The 15,311-nt window shown below is 53.9% G+C and carries 15 protein-coding genes and 1 pseudogene; 12 read left to right on the forward strand and 4 right to left on the reverse strand.

What is annotated here, in order from left to right; translation table 11 throughout:
• The first annotated feature begins 80 nt into the window (after positions 1-80).
• The 6 genes from C451_RS04785 (at position 81) to C451_RS04810 (ending at position 4,851) form a co-directional block, all read left to right on the forward strand.
• On the forward strand, positions 81-797 hold the full coding sequence (locus tag C451_RS04785) for a ParB/RepB/Spo0J family partition protein (protein WP_007738307.1): 717 nt from the start codon (positions 81-83) through the stop codon (positions 795-797).
• 337 nt (positions 798-1,134) lie between these two features.
• On the forward strand, positions 1,135-1,980 hold the full coding sequence (locus C451_RS04790; protein WP_007738308.1) for a transcriptional regulator TbsP domain-containing protein: 846 nt from the start codon (positions 1,135-1,137) through the stop codon (positions 1,978-1,980).
• Positions 1,981-2,058: 78 nt separating this feature from the next.
• The gene (locus C451_RS04795; RefSeq protein WP_007738309.1) at positions 2,059-2,382 is read left to right on the forward strand and encodes a pro-sigmaK processing inhibitor BofA family protein; all 324 of its coding nucleotides are present in this window, start codon (positions 2,059-2,061) and stop codon (positions 2,380-2,382) included.
• A 98-nt stretch (positions 2,383-2,480) separates the two neighbouring features.
• Positions 2,481-2,648 (forward strand): hypothetical protein, encoded by a 168-nt coding sequence (locus C451_RS04800; RefSeq protein WP_007738310.1) that lies wholly within the window; start codon positions 2,481-2,483, stop codon positions 2,646-2,648.
• Positions 2,649-2,747: 99 nt separating this feature from the next.
• Positions 2,748-3,038, forward strand: a complete 291-nt coding sequence (locus tag C451_RS04805) for a PadR family transcriptional regulator (RefSeq protein WP_049912959.1) — start codon at positions 2,748-2,750, stop codon at positions 3,036-3,038.
• 112 nt (positions 3,039-3,150) lie between these two features.
• Positions 3,151-4,851, forward strand: coding sequence for a COG1470 family protein (locus tag C451_RS04810; RefSeq protein ID WP_007738312.1), 1,701 nt, complete (start codon positions 3,151-3,153; stop codon positions 4,849-4,851).
• Positions 4,852-4,875: 24 nt separating this feature from the next.
• On the opposite strand, the gene C451_RS04815 is transcribed toward C451_RS04810, so the two are convergent.
• Positions 4,876-5,427: a metal-dependent hydrolase gene (locus C451_RS04815; protein WP_007738313.1), complete on the reverse strand. Its 552-nt coding sequence runs from the start codon at positions 5,425-5,427 to the stop codon at positions 4,876-4,878.
• Positions 5,428-5,533: 106 nt separating this feature from the next.
• On the opposite strand from C451_RS04815, the gene C451_RS23635 reads away from it, so the two are divergent.
• Both C451_RS23635 and C451_RS04825 read left to right on the forward strand, forming a co-directional pair.
• On the forward strand, positions 5,534-6,025 hold the full coding sequence (locus C451_RS23635; protein ID WP_241431189.1) for a hypothetical protein: 492 nt from the start codon (positions 5,534-5,536) through the stop codon (positions 6,023-6,025).
• A gap of 311 nt (positions 6,026-6,336) precedes the next feature.
• On the forward strand, positions 6,337-7,341 hold the full coding sequence (locus C451_RS04825; RefSeq protein ID WP_049912949.1) for a transcription initiation factor IIB: 1,005 nt from the start codon (positions 6,337-6,339) through the stop codon (positions 7,339-7,341).
• 146 nt (positions 7,342-7,487) lie between these two features.
• On the opposite strand, the gene C451_RS04830 is transcribed toward C451_RS04825, so the two are convergent.
• Positions 7,488-8,786 carry an IS4 family transposase gene (locus tag C451_RS04830; RefSeq protein WP_007738329.1) on the reverse strand — a complete coding sequence of 433 codons (1,299 nt, stop codon included), beginning with the start codon at positions 8,784-8,786 and terminating at the stop codon, positions 7,488-7,490.
• 304 nt (positions 8,787-9,090) lie between these two features.
• Here C451_RS04830 and C451_RS04835 point away from each other — a divergent pair, with 304 nt between their 5' ends.
• The 3 genes and pseudogenes from C451_RS04835 to C451_RS21860 all read left to right on the forward strand — a co-directional run bounded on the left by C451_RS04835 (position 9,091) and on the right by C451_RS21860 (position 11,728).
• Complete coding sequence (locus C451_RS04835; RefSeq protein WP_007738331.1) at positions 9,091-9,273, forward strand: hypothetical protein; 183 nt, start codon at positions 9,091-9,093, stop codon at positions 9,271-9,273.
• A 12-nt stretch (positions 9,274-9,285) separates the two neighbouring features.
• Positions 9,286-10,285: pseudogene (locus tag C451_RS23640) on the forward strand (transposase).
• A 1,122-nt stretch (positions 10,286-11,407) separates the two neighbouring features.
• A complete protein-coding gene (locus C451_RS21860; RefSeq protein ID WP_152420414.1) occupies positions 11,408-11,728 on the forward strand; it encodes a hypothetical protein in 321 nt (106 codons plus the stop codon).
• Between the two features lie 295 nt (positions 11,729-12,023).
• Here C451_RS21860 and C451_RS04850 read toward each other — a convergent pair whose 3' ends face one another.
• Both C451_RS04850 and C451_RS04855 read right to left on the reverse strand, forming a co-directional pair.
• Positions 12,024-13,022 carry an IS110 family transposase gene (locus C451_RS04850; RefSeq protein ID WP_049912954.1) on the reverse strand — a complete coding sequence of 333 codons (999 nt, stop codon included), beginning with the start codon at positions 13,020-13,022 and terminating at the stop codon, positions 12,024-12,026.
• 1,007 nt (positions 13,023-14,029) lie between these two features.
• A complete protein-coding gene (locus C451_RS04855) occupies positions 14,030-14,335 on the reverse strand; it encodes a DUF3784 domain-containing protein (protein ID WP_007738341.1) in 306 nt (101 codons plus the stop codon).
• Positions 14,336-14,586: 251 nt separating this feature from the next.
• Between C451_RS04855 and C451_RS04860 the strand changes: the two genes are divergently transcribed.
• Positions 14,587-15,021 carry a DUF3267 domain-containing protein gene (locus C451_RS04860; protein ID WP_241431190.1) on the forward strand — a complete coding sequence of 145 codons (435 nt, stop codon included), beginning with the start codon at positions 14,587-14,589 and terminating at the stop codon, positions 15,019-15,021.
• The last annotated feature ends 290 nt before the right edge of the window (positions 15,022-15,311 follow it).

The raw sequence follows: 15,311 nt of genomic DNA on the forward strand, positions 1-15,311 counted from the left end.
TCCATATATGGATAGCAATATAGGACATTATATGCGCAGAGATACGGAATACAGCCGACAGCAACAGGAGAGTCGATAGTATGGGCAATCCGTTCTACGACGATGTTGACGATACGTTCCGCGGTGTGCGCGTCCGCGTTCACACGGACGAGCACATCTACGAGGGATGGTGCGGGCGCTGGCACTACAACGAACATGGAGTTCTCGTGTACGATGCCGAACGCGACGACGGTGAGCAGGTCGGTGCGCTCACAGTCTCCAACCCGGAGACAGTCGAACGCCTCCCACCAACGGACCCTATCGAGGAGGTCCGCGTTACGGACATCGCCCCGTCACCGTACACCGAACGGTCGATGGACGACGCCGACCACGAGAAGTTCGTGAAGCTCACGCGCGAGCGCGGACATCTACTCACGTATCCAACCGTGCGCCGGGTGGCGGACGACAAGCAGTGCGACCACAATCGTGCCTACGAGGTAGTAGCGGGCCATCGGCGATTCGAGACCGCCCGGCGTGCAGACCTCGACACGATTGCAGTGCGGGTGGCGGACCTCGACGCATGGGAGGCAGTCAAGCGGTTCGTGGACGATCACGTGGCGATTCAGGGCGGTGACGAGCGGCACATGTACGGTCAAGAGGAAATCGATGGGATGCTCGCACAGTTGCGAGATGACTGGGCTGACGACCGCCTCCGTGAGATGGGGGTACTCGCGCCGTATCTCGAAGAGAAACTGGCTTCAACACGTCGGGAAGGGATACGGCAGGGCTATCTCACCGACGGCAGAGGAAGCAAATAGCATTTCTACGGAACCTTATGTAGGGTTGAATCCATATCTATGGCTGTTTTGTACATAAGGCATATTCAGGATTAAGTGGTTGCTACACGAACGATCGGCTGTAATGGCATCCAAGGACACCAGCAGTACCAAAACCGGACAGTCGACTGACCGGCAGCGTGCAGGCCCATCCAATCGCCTGAGTCCCCGTACCGAGAATACGCCTGCCGATCCAGAGCGATATTGGTACTTGGACGCACTTAGCCAGCGCTAGCTGTATTTCTTTATCGGATGACACCATATTTCTCTCGTAAGGAAAACAAATATATAGCTGAGTTTCCGAAGTTAAAATTGACCCATGACACTTCTTGGCTCTCCGACAGCCGCCGCCAGCTACCGCACTCTCCTTTCGGACATTGACTCCTCGAGCAACATCTTCGTTGGCGGGTTGAGAGAACAGTCGACGGAAGCGTTCATCAACGCACTCGATATGTTTGATGACCCACCAGCAGTTCGCTTTCTCACGAACGGTAGTGTCCTGAAATGGATGCGCCGAGATTTCCATGTAGCCAGTCTGGCAGCTGATCTCACCGCCTCAGATACACTTGTACTGCGCGATACTGAAGACGACATCGAGAATACCCTACTAGTAACGGACGATTCAGCCATCCCACTCATAGCCGGCGACGGGCAAACGGTTACGCCAGAAACCGACTCTGAGTACGTTGAAGCGATCCAACAGCACTGTAGTAATGCATGGGAAAAGCATACTGAGTTCAACCTTCGCACTCCTCCACGATCGCGAGTGTATGAAACACTCGCCGAACAACTCAGCGATGATATGCAAAGCGACTATCAGACAATGCTTGAAGAAATCGGTTCAACTCGCAGTGGACGAGGTGAGACCCAAGATGGCGATAATCTTCTCAACGAAGTAGGATTGGCCCTCCTCTCAGGAGCGCGTCAAACGGAGCTTCTCTATGACCTCTCAAATTGGGGTGATCGAATAAGCCTCGCAAGTCGAGCGACCTTCTCACGACTGAAAAGCAAGCTCGAGGAGCATGATTTCCTTGAAACCGAGAAAGTCCCGATTGAAGTTGGTCGCCCACGACAACGTCTGCTACTGGCCGAACGACTACACAAGTTCGACGCCGACGAACTCCCCTATGCCGTTCGCGACGAACTCGAAAACTCATCAGATTAACATCCTCCCGATAGCAGGATTTCAACCCACCAATTCACGTTCATAACATTTTCATTTCGACGAGAAAAAGCAGCAGGCATGGTCACAACACCGGAGCTCGGAATTCTTCTGCTTGCAGTTATCGGATTACTCTTCGCACGCCGACTACTAAGTTCGATCAAAGCACTCGCAATAAATGCTGTCGGTGGCGTTCTCGCGCTTTTCGTCGCCAGTTGGTTCGGGTTTGGAGTATCACTCACACCAGTCACGCTCATTGTGACTGCTCTCGCCGGCATTCCTGGTGCAATCCTTGTCGTTTTGCTATCTTATGGTGGAGCTGGATTGCCGGCTGGGGAAGCCGGCCAATTTCTGATCGAACAGGGAAGGTATCTTTTCGACCAAGCCCTCCGCGTGATCCAGTAGCTCTCATCGGTATTTTCTCCACTTAGCAAAAAGAAATTCATCACGAGAGGGCTTCTACAGCCATCGGTTATAAGTGGGATGCGTTATTGGAAGCAGTGATGGCAGACCTACTCGTCAAATCAGCGGTAAAGGACAGTCTCAGCCCGATGAATGTCTCGTCAGATTTCTACGACGCCCTCGACGAGGAGATCCAGGAGGTGCTTGAAGACGCTGCTCAGCGTGCAGAGGACAACGATCGCAAGACCGTCCAGCCTCGCGACCTCTAAGCCGTTCTTCGAATAATTCGTCTTCGCACCGAATAGTGAAAAGTAGCGGAAAGTCGGAAAATTCATTATGCTGGTAGATAGACTCATCAACTGCCCATGATGGATGATCTAACCTCATTCCAGCGGGATCTATTGTACGTGATCACCAGCCTAGAAGATGAACAGCCACCACATGGCCTTTTGATTAAAGAGGAACTTGAGCAAGACTACTCCGGGAATATCAACCACGGACGGCTGTATCCAAACCTGGAAAGTCTCATTGAGATGGGGCTCGTCGAAAAGGGTGAGATCGACAACCGGACAAACTCATACACAATCAGCGAGCGTGGCCGTCGCGAACTCCAAGCTCGCCGTGACTGGGAAAACAGCCACGTCGACATCTTAGCCTAATCTTTTCGCCAAGAGAGATCAACAGAATATGGCAGGAGAATTTTCTGCTATGTTCAGATGAAATACCACACACTTTTATTCCTCTTAGTAGTCGTGAAGGATGTATCAACCTATGGAGCGCCGAATGTTTCTCAGAGCAGGTGGCCTCGGCGCTGCAGCCCTCTTTGCGGGCTGTAGCAGCAACAGCGGAGACAACAACAGCTCCGGTAGCGGAAACAATTCAACCGAAGCGGGTGCCAACGAACCCGAAACCACACAGAGTGGTCCCGCACAGTTCTCGAACGTCACAGTTCAGGGACCGACAAACGTCACGGCTGGTGAGGAGTTCTCGATCCCAGTCTCAGTTGCGAACACAGGTGGTGAAAACGGTACCTACAGCGACACTCTGACTGTCGCCGAAGGCTCCGAGTCGTTCAACAAGTCAGTCACGATCGAGGGCGTCCAGCCTGGTGCGACTGCCAACACAAGCGTCGGCCCGCTCAACATCTCCAGCGTCGACAACTACACGCTCGCAGTCAAGGGTACGAATACAACCCACCAAATTCAGGTCAACCCGGTTGAAAAGCAGCCCGGCAAGAGCCTCACAGTCAACAACCTGAAGCTGAGCGTCGACAGCATCCGCCTGACGCCATCGATGTTCTATACGATCGATATGGGTGGCTTCAACTCTAATAAGACTGGAACCGGGCTCATCTCAGCAGGCAGCAAGAAGGTCCTCTGTGCGATTCGTATCTCGCTCGAAAACGTCGGTACCAATCAGGCTACTTTCTCCATTGGTGGCGGAAACAAAGGTCTGTACGCAAGCAATTCCAGTCCAACGGCAACGCTCATGCTGCCGAAAGGCTCCTTCTATACGGATCTGCCTGATGGCGGGAACCTCAACCGCATAGAGGGGCTCAACGGCAACCCGATGATGAACGCACAGCTGAACTCCGGCGAAAGCAAGAGTGGCTGGCTGCTCGCTCAACTGCCACGATCGGCTGCCACCGGAACGGTCGAGATCGGTTATCAGGCCGATTCGAAGAATACCCCACCGGAGACCATCTGGCCGTTCCCACCGAAAAACGGCCAGCAGCGCTCACTGCCGGAGTTCAAGCTCAATGCAATCCGCGCACCGGGATCAGTCCAGCTCGGTAAAGGAGGATCCTACGAAATCAGTGTGACCAATATCGGCAGTGCTCCCGGCACCTACCGCGGTATCACTCAGTTCAAGGGACCGGACGACAACGAATGGACCAGCTACAACAAGCAGAAAGCGAAGATCAAACCGGGCAAGAGTAACACGTTCAAGCAGAAGCTCGGTTATCCCTCGGATCCGCAACTCGGTGAAGTGAAGTTGCGTATCCGGCCGTTCGACAAAACAACTAGCGTCACTTTCGAGACAGCGAAACTGAACTTCGGCAAGACCTACAGTGCACCAGTTGGTCGTGAGATCACGATCAGCGACGTTCAGACAGCTAGTTCCTACACACGGGCCAGTAGTGACGAGCCTGAGACACCCGAACAAGGCCAGCAGTACCTCTTTGCGCGCGTTGATGTGAATACCGTCGAGCAGGATGCTGGCGTGGTCTACCGTCATGATCTCGTGCTCATGAGCGATGGTTCCTCATACGATCCCTCGTCCGACTACGCCGACAAGTTCAGCGGTCCAGTCCAGGCCAACCATTTCCCCCGCTCAGTTTCAGGTTCCAAAGGTACCTCGAAGAGTGGCTATATCTTCTACAAGGTGCCATCAGGCGTTACGCCAAGCAATGCTACGATTACTTGGTCGCCTGACAAGGAATCACCGTGGGTACAGTGGCAGCAGGGTTAAGAGAGCTCTTCGCTCAGAAGTTTTCTACACGTACTGAAGTAGATCGGTACCGAGGACGAACGAAGCAACGATCGCGATTGCACCGAGTGCATTGAACAGACCATTGGCAATCATGTTATCCGCATAGATGAGTCCAAGGCAATGTTTGTGGCTCCAGAGCGGTGCCCACGGCTGAATACCCATCTTCGTGAGCCAGTCGCCCAACAGGTGTGAGACGATCACCAGCGCACCAGTCACACCGAAAAACCATCCGACTGCGACCGCCAGCGGCTGACCGAACAGTGTCTGACTGCTGATCCACTCATTAAGCATCGTCTGACCGGCCCCCTGCACCAGCATAAAGGCACCACCGCCGAGGAGACCACCAACCAGCAGCGTGAACCAGACCGTATGGGTGGCACCGCGATGGGAAACGATCGGTAACCACTGGTCGGCATCCGGTAGCATGCAGAGGCTCGAAGTCACCACTCCTCCGGCTACGACGAGCGGTAGCGAGGCGATATCTTTTGAGAGTGCCCAGAACACAATTGGCGAGTAGCACAACAGAGCAAGCCCCCAGTGTCCACTTCGATGCATTCGATTTCTATCTCCTTGTTTCGACCTTTATTCTACTGCACCAAAGATGTTTCTGAGATGTGTTTCGGACACTCCGAAAGGCAAACGGAGTAGAGACAACTACGATTTGTTTGCGGGGAGAGAACTGGCTCGCTTCGGTGTTGTGTCGGTTCTGGCCCAGCCGATGGGGCACCAGCGAGCACACAGCTGCCGCACTCTCGCCGTGGTCCTGCCGGCACGAGGGAGCTTTTCTCTCCCCGTGCCGGTCTGTGCCTACAACCCGAAAAGCCAGCAATACTACAATCTTCCACACCGACTATCCAATATGAAACACTGGACGCAATCGGACGAATCTTCAGCTGATAGTGCTGCGAAAGCGGCTGAGACGTTCGCAGAATTTTTCGTCGTTGAAAATAACGACGGAAGCATTCTTCGCGGGGATCTCTACCTCGCTTACTCGCGCTGGGCGGTCGAGCATGACCACGAAACCGTTCCCGAGCGGCAATTTCTCGAAATCGTCACCGAGCAGGTCGACTACCGAACAACTGCGACTACGAAAGATTTGGAGTGGGTTCAGCAGTTCGATGGTCTCGGCCTCTCGCTCGTCGATGCCTTCTGAGCGATTACGATACCCTTTCAGCGTACGACTACAGACTTCATTTCCCCTGCCGCTGGGTTTAGACAACCTACAACCGAATCATTTATTGTACATGAATATCGATCAATTGCCGGAGGATGGGATTGATGCCACGCAACGAATTCCTCACCTCCTATCGACCGTAGAACCCTCGTTTTCGTCGGTGAGCACCTTCAGAAACCCTCTTTACATATCGATAGTGGGGTGATCGCCACTCACGACCATTTTTCTTCCTGAAAGGGGTGAGAAGGCTTCCGGCAGTCCCCGAAACTGCCGCCCTCCTCGTGATATCCATGCCACGTACCAACCCCGAACGGTTCCGTACCGAGAGCGTTGAATCATCTAAAACCAGTTCCGAGACAGAAGCCGAAACTGACTCAAAAAATGCGGTCGAGCACGAAACGTGCCCCGAGTGTGGCGGGCCACTTCGTTCTGACGCCAGTCATGGCGAGACCGCCTGCGCTGAGTGTGGGCTCGTCGTCGACGAAGACGAGATCGATCACGGTGCCGAGTGGTCTGCTTTCTCCGCCAAAGAGCGTGAGCAGAAATCTCGCGTCGGTGCGCCAACAACGGAGATGATGCATGACAAAGGACTCAGCACCAATATTGGCTGGGCTGACAGAGACGCCTACGGCAATTCCCTATCGAACCGGAAGAAGCGACAGATGAATCGGTTGCGGACCTGGAACGAGCGATTCCGCACCGAGGATGCACGTGATCGCAACCTCAAACACGCACTTGGAGAGATCAGCCGGATGGCAAGTGCACTCGGCGTGCCCGAGTCAGTTCGCGAGACAGCTGGTGTCATCTATCGACGGGCACTCGAAGAAAATCTCTTGCCCGGTCGATCAGTCGAAGGGGTTGCCTCTGCAGCGCTCTATGCCGCTACGCGCCAAGCCAGTATCCCCCGCTCTCTCGACGAGATCGGCAATGTCTCGCGCGTCGAAACGGTAGCGATCATGCGGACCTACCGCTACGTTAGTCGCGAACTGAATCTCACCATTCCGCCATCGGATCCGACAGACTACGTTCCGCGATTTGCTTCCAAGTTGGGTGCTCCTGAAGAGGTAGAGCGGGCAGCCCGTGACATCCTCGAAGAGGCAATCGATGCTGGATATCCGAGTGGGAAAAGTCCGGTTGGTCTCGCCGCTGCGGCACTGTATGCCGGGAGTCTCATCACGAACAACAACCTCACTCAGAAGGAAATCGGCGAAGCCGCGAATATTTCCAAGGTAACGATACGAAATCGATATCGAGATCTCCTCGAAATCAGCGGAGCACATACTCCACCGAAATGACTGGGATTTGCCGCCAATTTTCATAACTTTCGCATCACAGCTCGTTGTCTTGTTGAAACCACCGTGCAAGATACAGGGCGCGTATCTTGCACATCGCTCGCGATCAATAGCGAGATCTAATGTGTGAAATCAGCATCGGTGTTCGGTTAAGTATTAGACGGCCTCGTGAAGGCTTCAGCCACGCGTTCGTTCAGTAAGAGGCGTGATTTCTCTGGTTGACGGGCATCACGATACATCAACTCCGTCAAGTTCGGTGGCGGATACCCGAGCGATTGGGCCAGATCTTCGAGGATGAGCTGGGCGACAGACCGGAAGGTCTTCGCCCAGCGCTCACGGGGGAACACCGTCTCTGGGAACAGCTCCTGAAACACACCGAGCAAGGCTCTGCTGACTGTCAGCGTCAGCAGAGCCGCCACCACAAGGAGCTCAACGATCGCTGGATCGCTCGTCTGGAACTTCTCCAGCCCGTACAGCGATTTCAACTCCCGGAACAGCAACTCTACCTCCCACCGCAACCCGTACAGCGCCGCGACCTGCCGAGGAGTGAACGCATCCGGCAGGTTCGTGACGTACAGGTGGTAGTCGTCGGTGTCCTCGTTGCGGACACCGACGACGCGAAATTCTATCGTGTCGGTCGATTGCTTTCCCGCGTATCTCCGTCGTTTGAACTCGATCTCCACGGTCACGTCGATAATCTCCCGTGTGAGATCGCCCAGAACGTCTTGGAGACGACGTCTTGATAAGGAAATGGCGCGTCCGCGCCATTTCCGTCGCTTCCCGACAATCAGCGGGTTTGCGTTCGATTTCAGCCGTGTCAGAAAGAAGCCGCTGTTCTCCTCGATCAACGCGAACCGGCGGAAACTGTAGAACCCGAGATCGAACAGCAACAACCGGCCACGCAGCCAGCTCCCGGTGCGGAGCTGGCTGCTTTCGTGTGTACATTCGTCGGTGAGCCGGAACTGTTCGAGTGTCTGAGTCGTGGCGTTATGAACGAGATGCAGCTTCGCGCCAGACTGATCTGAGTGAGTCGCTGGAAACTCGCTCAGGAGCCGATGCAACCTGAAAACGGTTGCATCGGCGATCAATACCTCACGAAACAACTCGAACTGTGGAGCGATCGTGTGGGGAACCGCGACCTCCTCGAGAGCGTGCTCGAGGAGGTCGCTCAACAATGCAGCGAGTGCTGGTGTGAACCGATCGTAGAAGCTGGAGCGAGCAACAGTCTGGTTGGTGGCGGCGGAGTAGGCGCGCTGAAACCCGGCGATAGTGCGGGCTTCGCCGTCGACGGCGAAGCCCACGATAAGCGTCCAGACGAGCATCGTAATGTCGATCGTCCGTTCGCGCTGGACGACATCGCGCTCGCGCGCGATGTCTTCGATAAGCGCTGCTGGAAAGAGAGAAGTTAGCCGCCGTCGAATGAGGTCCGGGGAGAGTTCGGATAGCACAATCTCTCCCCATGCGGCCTACAACGATAACTTCGCCAATAGGGCGCAGTCTCTCGGTTTCTCAGCTTAACCGAACACGGATGGTGAAATCAGGATAGCTCTCTTCTCGACGCGCAACCAAGTATTGCGTGTGAGATAGTTTCCACAAGAATCTCGATCGTACTCATCCCGCCAGCCCTTGAGCTTCCTCGGGCCGTGAGGCAGCGCGGTGAAGTGAGTGCGGTCAGTCACCACTAGAGCAGGCCGTTCGCATGGCTGTCGGTCGGTCCTGGCTCATATATGGATCGAGCATCGTAGGTGAACTATGGTTGACTGGAGCGCGCCCGCTTCTGAGGCGAGCAACAAACGTCTGCTCTACGAAATCGCTTTAGGATTCCTCATTATGATCAGTCCGGCCCTACAAATGGCTGAAAATCGAGATGTCTCGTTGGTATGGTTTGGTATCGGGATGGCGGTGGCGCAGAAGTCCTCACAAGGAATGCGGTAGGATGGACTTGATGTGTCTACGACCAAGTCCGTCCTACCGGGTAACGCGACGGTCGAACAGGTCTTCAAAGCATTGGAGACCGAGACAGCAGCACTTTTCGAACATCTTGACTTCTCGTTTCTCGTTGACTATTCCGTGTTCGCCCCCGATCCGAGGGGGCGAACACGGGTTCACCAGCCACCGGAACTTCTGAAAGGGTTCCTTCACTGCTTCTACCACGATATCTACGGACCGCGTCCAATGGCCCAAGAACTCCACAACGAGGACGTCTGGCGACAGTGTGGATTCACGCGTCCGCCGGGACGGCGGACGCTTGAGCGGTTCATCACTGATTTCGCTTTCGTTGCTGAGGACGTGTTCATCACGCTGGTTCACGAGCTTGCCGAGCAGGTACCGCTCGGCAAGCTCTATCGAATCGATGGCACCGACATCCCTGTCGACCAGCAGGATGATGAGGCTGAGTGGAACTACGATCATGCTGAAGATGACTTCTACTACGGGTACGGCTGCTGTCTGGTGACTGCNGGAACTACGATCATGCTGAAGATGACTTCTACTACGGGTACGGCTGCTGTCTGGTGACTGCTGCTGATAATATTCCGGTTGCAGCCACGTTTACACCCGCGAAGAAGGTCGATCAGGAGACGGCGATGCGCGTCACCAGTGACGCGCTCGCCGTCAAGAAACCGATCTGGACGCTAGGTGATGCGGAATTCGATATGCTCGACTGGCACGACCGCCTGCTGGAGCAGGGGGTCGTGCCGGTTGTCCCGTATAACCAACGCAACGCTACTGATCCGCTCGATATCGAATATCGTGTTGAGGATACGATTGCGGTTACTGAAGAGCGGTTGGATGAGGCCTATCGGAAGCGGTCACGGATCGAGACAGCGATTGGTGTCTGTAAGGATCTCGGCCTCGGGACCCCGCGGGTCCGAGGCCGNGGCTCGCGGTTGCACTCACAAATCACGAACGGGATAATGACATCGCTAGTCCAACCATCACCCTATGAGAACCATTCTGCGCCACCGCCTATCGGGATGTTAGGAATACTGTTCGCCCATGCAGGTTCGCGGACCTCGATAGGACACAGAGTCGATAACTGGTTTTCAAGGATCGGTGTTGGCGGACGGATTATCGCCATCAGCGTAGCCGCACTCACTACCTTGGGCACTATATGGACGTTCACACCACCGATCGTCCCCCTTGCAAGTTTTGTCGTTGGAAACACAATTATTCTCACTGCAGTACCCGCTCTTCGGCTTCTAAGCCGGTTCAATAGTCGCAACCAACAGTACCCAGCCTGAAATCAGCCCTGTCAGTAGGCACTCCGCAATTTGCCACCGAATTACTATATAAGGAGCGTAGCCTGTTTACAGGGTGTATTGATCTACATGATGTTCCCAATTACCAGTCCAGAACTAACAGCTAAAGCCAGTAGAAGAGCCTGCTTTAGCGTCCGCTGCTCAGATAGTCCGACAAGTACGATACCGATAGCTGCAGAAGTGGCGAACGCGAGTATTCCAGTAACGAGCCACTTTGGGATCATGAATCTGATTGTTCTATTTTCGTAAATATAACTGTTCGGTGGAAGGGCTGCCTTGGTGGTGAGGCCAGAGGACTGATTTTCAAGGATGGTAGGATAAGCGTGAATCAAACCTGTCAAGAGGAGAGTGGCTATTGACAGAGTGGTGAGAGGGACAAGAAGGATACAGTTGGCCCGACGAACTGGGTGTTATGAGCACCAAGATGGGTCGTGTAGCCGGCGTCGTGGTAGGAATTCTGTTCGCCTCGGCCTTGTATTTAGACGGTGGTGCGGGATCTTCTACTGACAATTTTTGTCGGCGCTAGCTGGGCAATCGCTGTATGGCTCACGATTCGCAACCGTCGTACGTTGAAAGACGCAGGAGATGTCTGGAGCGTTTTGTTAGTGGTACTTACGGTCGGTGTTGCTTTTTTTGGGAATACACGCCGGACTGCCGATCCCAGAGAACCTGAGAATCGATCTTGGAATACTGGTTATGGGCACCGGCTTGGCGGCTGCTGGGGTTGGAATAGAAATAGCACAATCGAGTGAGAGTCATCAAAGTAACACAATTGTCACAGCTGACTGAGGGCCAACAAGCCCAATCCTATGACTGCAACGGTTCTCTGCTCCTATTCACGGCTCACGGGGGCCGTGAAGAGCCGTGGTGGGGATCGTGTTCATCTATGGGGAAACAATATATTCCTACCAAACAGAACTTCGAATATGCCCATCAACTCGCGGATCAGAGAACTCAGATATAAACCAGTAGCAGCAGGGATCGTGATGATAGCAGCAAGTAGCTACCAACTTTTCACAAGCACTGGTGGATTGTTCTTCTGGTTTTTGCTACTCTGTGGTATCGGCATGATCATTGAGGAGATCTTTCGGGCAAATAGGGATACATTGACAACTAAGTTCTCAACCTGATCCATCAACAAGTAGGAGGCAGCCACACAGTTTTAGGATATGTCATTCACCATTACGCTAAATCGTCTCCCTGTCACCTATGGAAATCCTGCTGGCTGAGTAAACCACCGCTATCGATATAGATTTTAGGGTGATTTGCTGCCGATACGGCTTGATGACGAGAACCACCGGAGGGCGTTGCGGTCTATCCTCATGCGGTCGGTGCTGTGTGGTGCTGTTTGTGGCCTTTGGAAAGTTACCAGCCGCTCACCGACCGTATATGCCCGCTCAGTGAGGGACGCCGCTCAGGCGTCCCTCACGCACTCACACCTGGTGGATCATACACCTCCTTCCGGTCGAGCATGTGAAATATCGAGACTAACAGTTTCCGGGCCGTTGCGACGATTGCTTCCTTTCCGCTCTTTCGGTTCTTTAGCCGCTGATAGAACCGACTCAGGTACTCGTCTTCGCTTCTGTGAACTGCTACGCGCGAACACTGGACGAGAATCCACCGCAACTTCTCCGACCCCTTCTTCGAGATTCCACCTTCGAACCGCGAGTCGCCAGACTCGCGGATCACTGGGTTCAGTCCGGCGTAACTCACTACCTGTTTGTCTTCGTCAAACCGATCGATCTCACCGACCTCGGCGTGGATCAGCAGTGCTGAGTAGTAGCTCACTCCTGGGATCGTCATCAAGAGCTGCGTCTCTTCGCGAGACGCAGCTCGATCTTCAATCGCAACCTCAAGACGTTCGATCTGATCGGTGAACGTCCCGATCATTTCGAGATACGTCTCAAGCAGTGTGTCCCATGGGGCTGGGAGAGTGAGTTCCTCAAGGAACTCACGACCACTCACGCTCAACGGCTTCACTTTCTGCGTGATGCCGTGTTCGGTGAGCAGGCTGTGGATCTTGTTCGCGTAGTCTTTGCGGTTCTCGACTAGCTTGTGTCGGCCGCGCACGAGTGCGCGGCACTCCCTGATCTCTTCGGACGGAACGTAGCTCTCTGGAACAGATCCTAATCGAACCAGTCGAGCGAGCTCCTTCGCATCAACGCGATCAGTCTTCGTATCCGCGTTAGCGATGAGATTCAGCTCCGATGGGTTGGCAACGACCACATCCAGATACTCCGAGAGAGTATCATGGATGTGGTAGTAATTGCCAGTTGCTTCGATCGCAGCTTCCGACCCAGCGTACTCTTGGGCGATCTCGTCGAGGTTCGCGTTCTCGACGCGAACCTCTCGGTCAATCTCACCGTTTTCGTCCATTACAGCGACTTGAGCGTACTGTTTGTGGATGTCTATTCCAAGGTACATTTGTTATCACTCCGGGACGCCGGTGCGTGAGGCAGAGAATCACCTATACGGGCTTTCCCGGGTGCCGCGCCGCGCGGCACCCGGGCTGTAGCGCCCAGTTCTCGGGTTCCTTCGCACTCGGACCAGTCAATAGCACGCGCTTTGAAGCGCTGACAGGGGATGGTCGGTCTCTTGCGTCCCATACTTGCCTCACACTCTCATGGGATAGCAGGATTTCCATCGAGTCAATAGCCACTCCTTTCGTTGCGGGATAGCACTCGAATATAGTCGGCGCGGCACATCTCTGTGATCTCACAGAGTCAGCCCGCAAATGGATTTATTCTCGACGATAGAGCTGATACATACTCATCCCCGCTACCAGCAGAAATGCTACGAGGGCAACGATAGACCAGTGATTATCTCTGCCCTGAATTATACCGATACCTGTTGCTCCCGCAGCGATCAGCATTGCTCCAGTAGTTAGTAACAACCTGCGACGAGATTCATTGTATTGCTGACCCATACACTCTCTTAGAATCGGCAATTGAAATGAATAACTGGTCTATCGCCCTGTGATCGGCCACTTGGTTTCTGACAGATTATCCGTAATACTTCACTATTTAACATAGACCACCCCCGTCAACAAGGGGTACTGAATCTAGTAACCGGAAGCCCCACTCACGAGTAGTATTAGCCCTATAGCCAGTACGAAGAAACCACCAGTTGCGGGCCACCCTGATATCGTGTAAAGAGTAGCACCTGTAGACATCAGCGCCCCACCACCGATCATCATCTTCAGCTCACGAATAGACCGGTCATCCATCATAACTCGAAATACGACCATAGTTGATAATCGCATCGAAGAATTTGATGGAGACAGCATCGGGCAAGAGAATCAGGTTCTGACTGACGACAGGTTTCACTCGAAATTAGATGTGTTGCTGCGCCGATCACACCGGTGTGCCCCCTGTCAGTAACCAACTGTCTACTGACAGGGGTTAGATGCTTTGTAGTCCTTCTTTGAATTTCTAGGCTGTATAGCGGTTCGCTCCGACGACCATCACGCCTGCTGACCCGACGACGAATACGCCGAAGACGTACCAGAGTATTCCATCTCCAATATCTTGGTAATCTAATATTCCTGTCATAATTGTCACTGCACCAACGACTATAGCCAGCGTTCCGATGAAATTTCCAAGTCCTGCTTCGTTGACTACTTCATCAGGATCATACCCAGCAACTAGTTGCACCATTCCACGGTACTTGATTAGATATCCGATAATTGCAATAAACAAACCGCTTACAGCAATAAGCAGAAACCGTTCGAGTGCCATGCTATGTATTCCATTTGGTGTGTGAATAAGACTAGTGACTACTGACAGAGACCTCACCGAAATCCATTTCTCCGCGTCGTTCGACATTGAGAGACGTGTCGTCCCGTCCCGATCTATCAGGCTACCACCAACCGTACCGTTTCGAGTATCCAGCTCTGTGGTTGCAGGTTGGGGGTGCCGTTCTATTCGTTCTCGCACTTGGTGGGTTTCTCACTCTCGCGGCGGGGCTCCGAGGCGGTGAGGTTGCTATCGTGTTTGATTCATCTGAATTCCTTGTGTTCGTGCTTGCTCTTCTTGTGACTATTATTGTCCATGAGGCGATCCACGGGGCGGTCGCGCGGCTGCTCGGTTATCACGTTACGTATGGTGTCGCGTGGTCGGTTCTAGGCGTGTACACGGCTTCGTTCGGGCAACTTATCTCGCGTCGGGATAATGTGCTCGTCGCAGGTGCCCCGCTGGTCGCTCTTACTGGGGTTGGAGTGGTGATTCTCCCGTTCGTAGACGAGACGCTTCTGGCCGCCGTGCTCGTGGGACTCGTCGCCAACACAGCGAGTGCAGTCGGTGACCTATATGTACTCTATCGACTTGTCCGGATGCCTCGTGGGTCGATGCTGTACGATGTGAGCATTGAGGAGATGTTGGTCTATGAGCCATCATCAGCTAGCGCAGTCGGTCACGCCGAATAGGGCCGACACATGGGTGCAGATTTGAAGGTCACAGGGGTGGCCTCCCATCACATGATCGACACTCACGGACGCTCGCTGCCGGCAGCCTCCCCCTGCGGTGCTGGCAGAATAAGAATCACGAAGATCGATAAGAGAGCAAGAGATAGCGATAGAGATCAGGTGCGAGATACAACCTCTGACGGCACAGGAGAAAGGGGTGTTTCGCCGGGAACACCCCGACCGAGATCGTATGCTCATCACCGGCAGTGATCTCGAGTTCAACCCAAATGCATCCCTCTCTCCGTTATATC

The organism is Halococcus thailandensis JCM 13552, assembly GCF_000336715.1.
Classification (GTDB): Archaea; Halobacteriota; Halobacteria; order Halobacteriales; family Halococcaceae; genus Halococcus; species Halococcus thailandensis.

What these genes read in the sequence shown, in the direction of transcription:
- C451_RS04825 (WP_049912949.1), top strand. Translation starts at nt 6,337, where the DNA reads ATGCCACGTACCAACCCCGAACGGTTCCGTACCGAGAGCGTTGAATCA.
- C451_RS04855 (WP_007738341.1), bottom strand. Translation starts at nt 14,335, where the DNA reads ATGGCACTCGAACGGTTTCTGCTTATTGCTGTAAGCGGTTTGTTTATT.
- C451_RS04835 (WP_007738331.1), top strand. Translation starts at nt 9,091, where the DNA reads ATGGTTGACTGGAGCGCGCCCGCTTCTGAGGCGAGCAACAAACGTCTG.
- C451_RS04850 (WP_049912954.1), bottom strand. Translation starts at nt 13,022, where the DNA reads ATGTACCTTGGAATAGACATCCACAAACAGTACGCTCAAGTCGCTGTA.
- C451_RS04795 (WP_007738309.1), top strand. Translation starts at nt 2,059, where the DNA reads ATGGTCACAACACCGGAGCTCGGAATTCTTCTGCTTGCAGTTATCGGA.
- C451_RS04800 (WP_007738310.1), top strand. Translation starts at nt 2,481, where the DNA reads ATGGCAGACCTACTCGTCAAATCAGCGGTAAAGGACAGTCTCAGCCCG.
- C451_RS04810 (WP_007738312.1), top strand. Translation starts at nt 3,151, where the DNA reads ATGGAGCGCCGAATGTTTCTCAGAGCAGGTGGCCTCGGCGCTGCAGCC.
- C451_RS04805 (WP_049912959.1), top strand. Translation starts at nt 2,748, where the DNA reads ATGGATGATCTAACCTCATTCCAGCGGGATCTATTGTACGTGATCACC.
- C451_RS04815 (WP_007738313.1), bottom strand. Translation starts at nt 5,427, where the DNA reads ATGCATCGAAGTGGACACTGGGGGCTTGCTCTGTTGTGCTACTCGCCA.
- C451_RS21860 (WP_152420414.1), top strand. Translation starts at nt 11,408, where the DNA reads ATGACTGCAACGGTTCTCTGCTCCTATTCACGGCTCACGGGGGCCGTG.
- C451_RS04790 (WP_007738308.1), top strand. Translation starts at nt 1,135, where the DNA reads ATGACACTTCTTGGCTCTCCGACAGCCGCCGCCAGCTACCGCACTCTC.
- C451_RS04785 (WP_007738307.1), top strand. Translation starts at nt 81, where the DNA reads ATGGGCAATCCGTTCTACGACGATGTTGACGATACGTTCCGCGGTGTG.